This window comes from Microbulbifer sp. ABF4_143, from assembly GCF_056160225.1.
Window position 1 is genome coordinate 1 of sequence record NZ_JBSWWT010000037.1, and the last position, 9,772, is coordinate 9,772.

7 protein-coding genes are annotated in these 9,772 nt (G+C 67.7%); all 7 read left to right on the plus strand.

Annotated elements, in window-relative coordinates:
- Positions 1–331: 331 nt before the first annotated feature.
- The 7 genes from mreC to ACXAF3_RS17800 all read left to right on the plus strand — a co-directional run bounded on the left by mreC (position 332) and on the right by ACXAF3_RS17800 (position 9,628).
- Positions 332–1,192, plus strand: coding sequence for a rod shape-determining protein MreC (mreC, locus tag ACXAF3_RS17770; protein WP_475113641.1), 861 nt, complete (start codon positions 332–334; stop codon positions 1,190–1,192).
- Complete coding sequence (mreD, locus tag ACXAF3_RS17775; protein WP_475113635.1) at positions 1,179–1,658, plus strand: rod shape-determining protein MreD; 480 nt, start codon at positions 1,179–1,181, stop codon at positions 1,656–1,658. Before mreC ends, mreD begins: the two co-directional genes overlap by 14 nt.
- Before the next feature lie 94 nt (positions 1,659–1,752).
- Positions 1,753–2,400, plus strand: coding sequence for a Maf family protein (locus ACXAF3_RS17780; protein WP_475113636.1), 648 nt, complete (start codon positions 1,753–1,755; stop codon positions 2,398–2,400).
- A complete protein-coding gene (gene rng / locus ACXAF3_RS17785; protein ID WP_475113637.1) occupies positions 2,397–3,887 on the plus strand; it encodes a ribonuclease G in 1,491 nt (496 codons plus the stop codon). Before ACXAF3_RS17780 ends, rng begins: the two co-directional genes overlap by 4 nt.
- A 78-nt stretch (positions 3,888–3,965) precedes the next feature.
- Positions 3,966–8,117, plus strand: a complete 4,152-nt coding sequence (locus tag ACXAF3_RS17790; RefSeq protein ID WP_475113638.1) for a YhdP family protein — start codon at positions 3,966–3,968, stop codon at positions 8,115–8,117.
- A 62-nt stretch (positions 8,118–8,179) separates the two neighbouring features.
- Positions 8,180–8,713, plus strand: a complete 534-nt coding sequence (msrB, locus tag ACXAF3_RS17795; RefSeq protein WP_475113639.1) for a peptide-methionine (R)-S-oxide reductase MsrB — start codon at positions 8,180–8,182, stop codon at positions 8,711–8,713.
- 78 nt (positions 8,714–8,791) lie between these two features.
- Entirely contained in the window at positions 8,792–9,628 is an 837-nt protein-coding gene (locus ACXAF3_RS17800) for a hypothetical protein (RefSeq protein ID WP_475113640.1), read from the plus strand.
- Positions 9,629–9,772: the final 144 nt, after the last annotated feature.

The following is a 9,772-nucleotide window of genomic DNA, read 5'->3' on the forward strand; positions in this document are numbered from 1 at the left end:
GTGGTGGCGGGGCGAAGGGGGTGATTCGGTGGCGCCCTTCCCACTGTTGTTTTTTTGCGAAACACTACGTGCACCCCCCCCTGGAGTTTTTCCTCCCCTCCCCCCCCTCCCCCCAGTCCCGCAAGAAGCCACCGGCATCAGGGCCTGCGCATTTAACTTCAGTTTTCCCGCCAATTCCCCAGATGATGGTGGGTACCACTCGAAAGCCAAATGCGAAGGTACTGATACCGGTAGCAGTGCCGCCGCGGAGCCAGCTACGGAGCCCCGTAGAGCCGACCACGGAACTCGATAACAAGAACCAACGAACTGACCTAGAGACGGGGGTCTGCCCATCAAACCGCTATTTACCCGCGGCCCCTCGCCTGAGTCCCGCATTCTCGTGCTGGGCCTGGTGGCGGCGGCACTGATCGCGATCAATCTCTACACCGACTGGCTGCAGCCGGTGCGCGAGCGCCTCGCCGGCCTGGTGGCGCCCTTCTACTGGATTACCGGCGCGCCCGAGCGCGTCGGCGACTGGGCCGGGGAGCAGCTGCGCAGCCGCGAGGAGCTGCTGGAAGAGAACAGCCGCCTCAAGCGCCAGGTGCTGCTGCTGGAACAGCGCAGCCAGCTGCTGGCGGCGGTCAAGGCGGAGAACACCCAGCTCAAGGAGCTGATGAACTCCGCCGAGATGGTCGACGAGCGGGTGCTGGTGGCGCAGATCATCGGCGTATCGCCGGATCCCCTCGAACACGTGCTGCTGATCGACAAGGGCCGCGACGACGGCGTCGACCTGGGCACGCCGATCATGGACGCCAGCGGCCTGCTCGGTCAGGTCATCGAAGCGGGCGACTCCTCCAGCCGCGTGCTGCTGATCACCGACGCCAGCCACGCGATACCGGTGCAGGTGCTGCGCAACAGTGTGCGCGCCGTGGCCGAGGGCACCGGCGACCTCTACCGCCTCAAGTTGCGCCACCTGGCCAATACCAGCGATATCCGCGAGGGCGACCTGCTGCTCAGCTCCGGTCTCGGCGGCCGCTTTCCGGCCGGCTATCCGGTGGGCGAGGTGATCTCGGTGCGGCGGGATCCCGGCCGCGCCTTTGCCGAGGCCGAGGTTCAGCCCCGCGGGCGCATGAACCGCAGCCGCTTCGTGCTGGCAGTTATCGGCGACAGAGGCAGTGCCGACAGCGGGGACGGGGACCTTGGAAGCGAATAACCGCTGGTTTATCGCCGCGACCGTCTTGGTCGCGCTGCTGCTGGCCGTGATGCCGCTGCCGCACCAGTGGCTGTGGTTCCGCCCGGCCTTTACCGCGCTGCTGGTGATCTTCTGGATCACGCGCATGCCGCAGAGCCTCGGCGTCGGATTTGCCTGGGTGGTCGGTATTGTCGAGGACCTGGTGACCGGCGCCGCGCTGGGCAGCCACGCGCTGGCGCTGGCGGTGCTGGCCTACTTCAGCCTGCTGACCTACCGGCGCACCCGCGCCTTCAACCCGGCGCAGCAGCTGATGTGGGTCTTCATCCTGGTGGGTATCAACCAGGTGGTCGGCAACTGGGTCCACAGTCTGGCGGGCAAACCGGTGCCGGATCTGACTTTCCTGTGGCCAGCGGTCACCACCGCGCTGCTGTGGCCCTGGGTCGCCCCCTGGCTCGACGCGATGGCCAGCCGCCTGCAGGTGCGCTGAACCGCCGGCGACTGTTAAGCAGGGTAAAAGGTCGATCATTTTTCGAGCGATACCGCTATAATCAGCCGCTGACCAACAAAGAATAAGTAGTACAGTGTTTGAGACTCCCGCCGACAGCCGACTCCTACTCGCCTCCGGCTCTCCGCGCCGCGCCGCGCTGCTGGCGCAGATTGCCGTGCCTTTCTCGCAGGTCACCCCGTCCGTCCCCGAACAGCAGAGGCCCGGTGAGACGCCGGAGGACTATGTCCAGCGCCTGGCCCACGACAAGGCCGAGGCCGGCCTGCGCCTGGCCGGTGATGCCGATACCCGCCTCTGGGCCCTGGGCGCCGACACCCTGGTGCTGGCCGGCGGGCGGGTGCTGGAGAAGCCGCGGGATTTCGCCGACTTCGAATCCATGATGCGGCAGTTGTCCGGTTCCGAGCACTCGGTGCTGACCGCCATCTGCCTGCGTTCCCACGAGCGCCAATTCAGCCGCCTGGTGGAAACCCGGGTGCGTTTCCGGCATCTGAACAGTGCGCAGATACAGGCCTACTGGCGCAGCGGCGAACCCGCCGACAAGGCCGGCGGCTACGGCATCCAGGGGCTCGGCGCGGCGCTGGTGGAATCCATCAGCGGCAGCTACAGCAATGTGGTCGGCCTGCCGCTGGAGGCGCTGGTGCCGATGCTGGAAAACGCCGGCATCCCCTACTGGTGTGAGGGGGAGGTGGCCCGGAGCGGGAGCAGAGGGGAGAGAGACGCGTGAGCGAGGAGCTGCTGATTAATGTCGCCCCCACCGAGACCCGCGTCGCGCTGGTGGAGAACGGCGTGCTGCAGGAGGTCTACCTGGAGCGCAGCGCGCGCCGCGGTATCGTCGGCAATATCTACAAGGGCAAGGTGGTGCGGGTGCTGCCGGGCATGCAGGCGGCCTTCGTGGATATCGGCTTGGAGCGCGCCGGTTTTATCCACGCCTCGGATATAGCGCCGCTGGACGAAGAGGGCATGGAGTCCCGCGACTCGTCGGAAGTGGCGGATATCCGCGCGCTGGTGCGCGAGGGACAGTCGCTGGTGGTGCAGGTGGTCAAGGACCCGATCAGCAGCAAGGGCGCGCGCCTGACCACGCACCTGTCGGTATCCGCCCGCTATCTGGTGTATATGCCGCAGACCCGGCATATCGGCATTTCCAACCGCATCGAGGACGAGGCTGAGCGCGAGCGCCTGCGCCAACTGGTGGAGCTGGCGTCGACCCGCCTCGCGGACGAGGGCCTGTCCGGCGACGGCGGCTTTATCCTGCGCACCGTGGCCGAGGGGGTCAGCGAGGAGGACCTGCTGCGGGATATCCCCTTCCTGTACAAGTTGTGGCGTGAGCTGGAGAACCGCATCAAGGAGCGCCCGGTGCCCTCGGTGATCTACGAGGACCTGCCGCTGTTTATGCGCGCACTGCGCGACCTGGCGCGCCCCTACACTGAAAAAATCCGCATCGACTCCCGCGAGGCCCACGGCCGCGCGGCGGAATTCGCCGGCAAGTACGCGCCGGAGATCGCCGGTCGCCTGGAGCACTACCCGGGCGAGCGGCCCCTGTTCGATCTCTACGGTGTCGAGGAGGAGATCCGCAAGGCGCTGCAGAACAAGGTCACGCTCAAGTCCGGCGGCTATCTGATTATCGAGCAGACCGAGGCCATGAGCACCATCGACGTGAATACCGGTGCGTTCGTCGGCCACCGCAACCTGGAAGAGACTATCTTCAAGACCAACCTGGAGGCGGCCACGGCCATCGCGCGCCAGCTGCGCCTGCGCAATCTGGGCGGCATCATCATCATCGACTTTATCGATATGAAGGATCCGGAGCACCAGCGCCAGGTGCTGCGCACGCTGGAGAAGGCCCTGGAGCGGGACCACGCCAAGTCCAGTATCACCGGGGTGTCCGAGTTGGGACTGGTGGAGATGACGCGCAAGCGCACGCGCGAGTCCCTCGGCCAGATACTCTGCGAACCCTGCCCGGTGTGCGAGGGGCGCGGTACCCTGAAGAGCGCCGAGACCGTCTGCTACGAAATTTTCCGCGAGATCATCCGCGAGGCGCGCGCCTACGACAGCGAGAAGATCATGGTGCTGGCCAGCCAGGTGGTCATCGATCTGCTGCTCGACGAGGAGTCCGCCAACGTGGCCGACCTGGAGGAATTTATCCGCCGCCCGATCCAGTTCCAGGTGGAGCCCATCTACAACCAGGAGCAATACGACATTGTTCTGGTCTGATCCGCCCCCTGTCGCCCGGTCAGCCCCTCGCGCCTTCACGGTGCGGGGCGAATCGCCGCGCGCGGTCGGAGGTGGCGCGTGATTGGCGCGCTGCGCTGGCTGGCGCGCAAGTTCTGGCTGCTGACTGTCAGCCTCGTCATAGCGCTCGCGATACTGGTGCAGGCGGGGCGCCTGCTGTCTCCGCAGGTGGAGCAGTACCGCCCGCAGATCAGCGCCTGGCTGTCCGACGGCCTCGGCGTGCCGGTGCAGATGGAGCGCTTGTCGCTGCGCTGGCAGGCGCTGGAGGTGGCGTTACAGCTGGACGGCCTGCGCCTCGGCGAAAAGGGCGAGGTGCAGATGGGCTACGGCCTCTTCCACCTGGATCTGCTCGCCAGCCTGTGGAATCGCGAGCTGGTATGGAAGAACCTGCAGGTGCACGACTTCTCCGCCAGTCTGAGTCGCACCGGATTCGCCCGCTGGCATATCGACGGTTTCCCCCGGACCGCCCCGGATACCGACGGTGACGGCGGGGCCCACCTCGGCGATCCGGCGCGCATTTTCCAGTTGGGGCCCAAGGTGCAGGTGCGCGATGCCCGCATCACCCTGCGCCTGGACGACGGTCAACTGGCGCAGCTGGAACTGCCGCAGATCCAGCTGGAAAACAGCGGCGATTTCCACCGCCTGACGGCCCGCGCCCATGTGACCAAGGGGAGTCCGGGAGCTGGTGCCGTGCCGCGGGCGGCTGGCGAAGAGACTCTGCGCCTGGTCCTGGAGGGCCGCGGCAACCCGCGCGACAAGGCCAACTTCTCCCTCGACGGCTATGTGCAGCTGAACGAACTGCTGCTCGACAGCGATATCGTCGCGCTGCTGCACCAGTTGACCCCGCTGCCGGACAAGTACCACTGGAACGGGCGCAAACTGGCGCGCGGCAGGCTGTGGCTGCAGAGCGATGCCGAGCGCGGCTACAGCCTGCTCGGGCGCCTCAGCCTCGAGCAGGTGGAGGAAGCGAGCCCCGAGCCGGCCGAGCCCGAATCCGGCGGCGAGCCGGCGCCCGTACTGGCGCCGCTGAAGTCCCTCGCCGGCGACATCTCCGGGCACTGGCAGCCGGGGCGGCAGTGGCGCCTGGCGCTGCAGGACATACGGCTCGGCTGGCGCGACCTGCAGATGCCGGCGCTGAACCTGCAGGCGCGCAGCGACGCGCAGACGGGGCTGCAACTGGCGGCAGACGTGATCGATCTGGGCGGCTGGAGCCGCATCCTGGAGCGGCTGGAACTGTTGCAAGGAGCGGCGGACGAATGGCTGCGCGCGCTAAAGCCCAGCGGCCAGCTGCGCAATATCCAGCTCAGCCGCGGCGCCGACGGCCGCGTCGAGCTCAGCGCCAACCTACGTGAATTCAGCGCCGAGGCGCACCGCGGTGCGCCGGCGGTGCGCGGGCTGAATGGCTACCTGCAGCTGCAGGGCGACGACGGGCGCGTCGAGCTGGGCGGCGGCAGCTTCAGCGCCCACTTCCCGGCGCTCTACGCCGACGCCTTCCAGTTCGAGCGCGCCAGTGGCACCGTCGCCTGGTCTGTGGACCGCGAGGGCAACTCGGTGCAGGTGCTGTCCGGGCCGCTGCAACTGGCGGGCGATATGGGCAGCGTCAGCGGCCAGTTCCTGCTGCAGTTGCCGTACATCGCCCACAGCCGCGCGACGGAGCTCACGCTGGCACTGGGCCTGCGCGACGCACCCGTCTCGGCGCAGCGGCAGCTGGTGCCCCACACGGTCAGCGACGACCTGCGCCGCTGGCTCGACGAGGGGCTGGGGGCGAAGAACCCCGGTCGCGTCGCCAGCGCCGGATTCATCTACCGGGGCAGCAGCTACCGGGAGGGCGAAGACCGGCAGCTGCTCGCGCTGGGACGCCACCCCGGGCGGCAGACGGTGCAACTGGCCGCGGACTTCTCCGCCGCCAACCTGGATTACGCCGCCGGCTGGCCGGCCGCGCGCGATGTCGACGGGCGCCTGCGCATCGACGACGGCCGGGTGCTGGTCAGCGCCGACAGAGCGAAACTGTGGAATATCGATGCGCGCGCCATCCGCGTGGGCGTGACCGCGAATCCCGCCGGGCGCGGATCCCTGCTCGACGTGCGTGCGCAGCTGTCGGGGCCGGCGGCGGATGGCCTGCGGCTGCTGCAGCAGTCGCCGCTGCGCGAGCGGCTCGGCAGCGCCTTTGATGACTGGCACCTCAGCGGCCATATGGATGGCAGCCTGGTCCTGTCCCAGCCCCTCGGCGGCGCCGAGCTGGCCGCGCAGCAGCGGGTACAGCTGGAACTGCGGGACGGCGCCCTGCGGCTGCAGGACCTGCGCCTGCCGATAGAGCAACTGCGGGGCAGCGTGTCCTACGACAGCGAGCGCGGCCTCGCCGGCACCGAGCTGCGCGGCAGCCTGTGGGGAGAGCCCCTGAAGGCGCAGATACGGCACCTCGGCGACGGCGCCGAGCGCGACACCCAGGTGGTCGTGGAAGGCAGCGCCGCTGCCGGCGCGCTGCGCACCTGGAGCGGGCGCCCGGAACTGCAGTGGCTGGACGGGGTGCTCGATTACCGGGCCCTGGTCACGATACCCGCGCGGGAGAAGGCCATGCCCTATTCGGCGGTGTTCGAACTGACCTCGAACCTGGCTGGCGTCGCGGTCAATCTGCCGGCGCCGCTGGGTAAGCGCGCCGGGGACAGGACCAATTTCGTACTGCGGGTGCCGATCGGTGAACAGGGCAGCCTCTTCCACCTGAACTACGGCGAACATCTGCAGGGCCAGTTCTGGCAGGTACAGGGGGCGCTGGAGCGCGGCGCACTGGCGCTCAACGCCGAGGCGAGACTCCCCCCGGAGCGGGGCCTGGCGATTACCGGCGACCTGTCACAGATAGACCTGCCTCGTTGGCTGGAGCTGCTGCGGATTTACGAAGACGCAGAGGCTGGCGCCGCGGAAAGCGGCGACGGCGCCGGGCAGCCGCTGCCTGTCACGCTGGATCTGAGTACCGACCGCCTGGCGCTGGGCGAGGCGGAGATAGCGCATATACACCTGCGCGGCCGCGGCCTGGGCGCCGACTGGCAGCTGCAGTTCGACAGTGAAACTGTTGCCGGCCGCCTGAGCGGCGTCGTGAACAGCGCCACGCCGCTGCAGTTGGACCTGGAGCACCTGCGCCTGCCGGCGCCACCGGAATCCGGGTCTGGTGCGGAGGGCGAAGCCGCTCAAGAGGCCGCGGATCCCTGGGCCGACTTCGACTTTGCCGGCCTGCCCAAGGTGAACTTCAGCACCGAGCGCCTGACGATCGGCGACGAGGACCTGGGGCGTTGGTCCTTCCGCCTGCGCCCGTCCGCAGACCGCTTGGTGCTGAGCGATATCCGCGGCGGAGCGCGCGGTGTGCGGCTGGAAGGTCGCGGCAGCGGCGAGCAGAAGCTGGGCGCGCAGCTGATGTGGCTGCGCGATGCCGAGGGGCGCAATTCCTCGCAGTTTATCGGCCGCCTGGTCGCGGACGACCTGGCCCTGGTGCAGCGCGCCTGGGGGCAGGAGCCGTTGATCGAGAGCCGCTACGCCAGCTTCGATACCGCGCTGCGCTGGGACGGCTCGCCGGCGCAGGTGGCGGGCAACCTGTTGTCCGGGACGCTGAAGATCGATATTCGCGACGGCCGCTTCCTGCGCGCCAGCGACAGCGCCGGTTCGGCGCTGCTGCGCCTGTTGTCGCTGTTCAATTTCGACACCTGGGCGCGGCGCCTGCGGCTGGATTTCTCCGACCTCTACCAGAGTGGCATGGCCTTCGACCGGGTGCGCGGCGAAGTGGTGTTCGAGGGCGACGGCCAGTTGCTGATCGCGGTGCCGATCCAGGTGGAGGGGCCGACCAGTGAGCTGCAGATGGCGGGGCGGGTCAACCTGCAGCGCGAGGACCTGGATCTGACCCTGGTGGCGACCCTGCCGGTGGGCAACAACCTGGCCCTGGTGGCGGCGCTGGCCGGCGGGCTGCCGGCCGCGGCGGGGGTCTACCTGATCAGCAAGGCGTTCAAGAAGCAGGTGAACAAGATGGCCAGCGTCAGCTACCGCATCAGCGGCGACTGGGCCGAGCCGGAGGTGCGCTTCGACAAGCTGTTCGACGGCGACGGTGCCCAGCGCCAGGGTGCGGCGGTGGGGCAGGGGGAGGCGCGCCCGGCGCCGGAAGAGGTGCCCGGAGAGACACCGCGACCCGAGTCCGGCGGCGCCGGGCTGCCGCTTGCACCGGCGATCTGAACCGCCGCGCGGCAGCGGACTCCAAAGACCGAGTGGCGAACAAAAAAGCGAGGCGTCAGACTGTGAAAAAATCCCTGTACCTGGTTTCGCTACTGCTCGTGGTGTGCGCGCTGCCCGCCTGTACCGAGGCGGACGACCGGCGCGACCAGGCGATGACCGTGTCCGAGGCCAGGGCCCATATCGCCGCCGGCACCAATCTGAGCGCGATCCCGAAATCCGTGTGGCGCCAGCTGTTGCCGGAGGATCAGTACCGGGTGCTGTGGGAGGCGGACACCGAGCGCGCCTTCAGTGGCAAGTGGCTGCACAACGAGGAAGAGGGCGTCTATGTGACCGCCGGCTGCCGCCTGCCGGTGTTCAGTTCCGAGCACAAGTACGAGTCCGGCACCGGCTGGCCGAGCTTCTGGGATATCGCCTATCCGCACAATGTGGTGCTGAAAGACGACTACCGCTGGGGCATGAAGCGCACCGAGGTGCTGTCCGCCTGCGGCGAGCACCTGGGGCATGTGTTCAGGGATGGCCCCGAGCCCACCGGGCTGCGCTACTGTCTGAACTCCCTGGCGCTGGATTTCGTGCCGGCTATTGCAAAAACCGAATAATTATTCGATATTGTCGGCTGCGCTGCGGCAGCGGCCGTATCGCCGAGATAAAACAATAATCAACAGAGGTGAATGCCGATGTCCGAGGTGGCCACGGTGCAGTTGCCCAACAACCGCTACATGCTCTTCCGGGTGTTCAAATACACCGTCTACCTGTTGCTGGCCTACAACGTCTACGCCTTCTTCGTCGAAAACCACGCCGCCGCCGGTGCCGTATTCGCCGGCGGCCTGCATCTGGGCGAGGTGATCGAGGTCTACAACGACTCCATCGATACTCTGGCCTGGGTGCTGTTGCTGCTGGTATTCGAGCTGGAGACTTTCGTGCTGGACGACCGGCTTATCCGCGGCTGGGTCAAGTGGTCGCTGAATGCGGTCTCCGCCTTCTGTTACCTGTTTATCGTCTACTCCTGCTACGGCTATGTGGCGGAAATGCTCTATCTGACCAATCTGCTGCCGGTGGCGCAGCCCGCCTGTGAGCTGGCCCAGCAGGGCGGCTGGCAGCTGGTGGTGGGGGAGAGCGACTATGTGCCGCTGAGCGCGGAGAACTGTGTTGCGCTGGCGGATTCCAACCTGCTGCGGCTCGCCGATGTACAGATACTTGGCGACACGTCCGTGTGGACCGAGATCAAGTGGCTGGCGTGGACCGATGTGATCAACGCCAGCGCATGGCTGCTGGTGGTCTTTATTCTGGCGTTCGAGGTGTGGTTGCAGCTGCGCCACGAGCTGTCCGACAAGGTCATGCGCTATTCGCAGCTGGTGAAGGGTATCCTGTACTTCACCCTGTTCCTGTGTGCCATCTACTGGGGGTTCACCGGCAGCTTCCTGGATTTCTGGGATGCGTTCCTGTGGCTGGTGGCCTTCTTCTTTATCGAGATGAACCTGTTCCAGTGGCAGGCGGAGACCAGCGCCGAATAGACGCTATCGTGCGGGGCCCCTGAGCTGAGTGGCGGGGGGGGGGGGGGGGGGGGGGGGGGGGGGGGGGGGGGGGGGGGGGGGGGGGGGGGGGGGGGGGGGGGGGGGGGGGGGGGGGGGGGGGGGGGGGGGGGGGGGGAGGGAGGA

Coding starts and splice junctions, on each gene's coding strand:
- ACXAF3_RS17800 (WP_475113640.1), top strand. CDS start 8,792: ATGTCCGAGGTGGCCACGGTGCAGTTGCCCAACAACCGCTACATGCTC.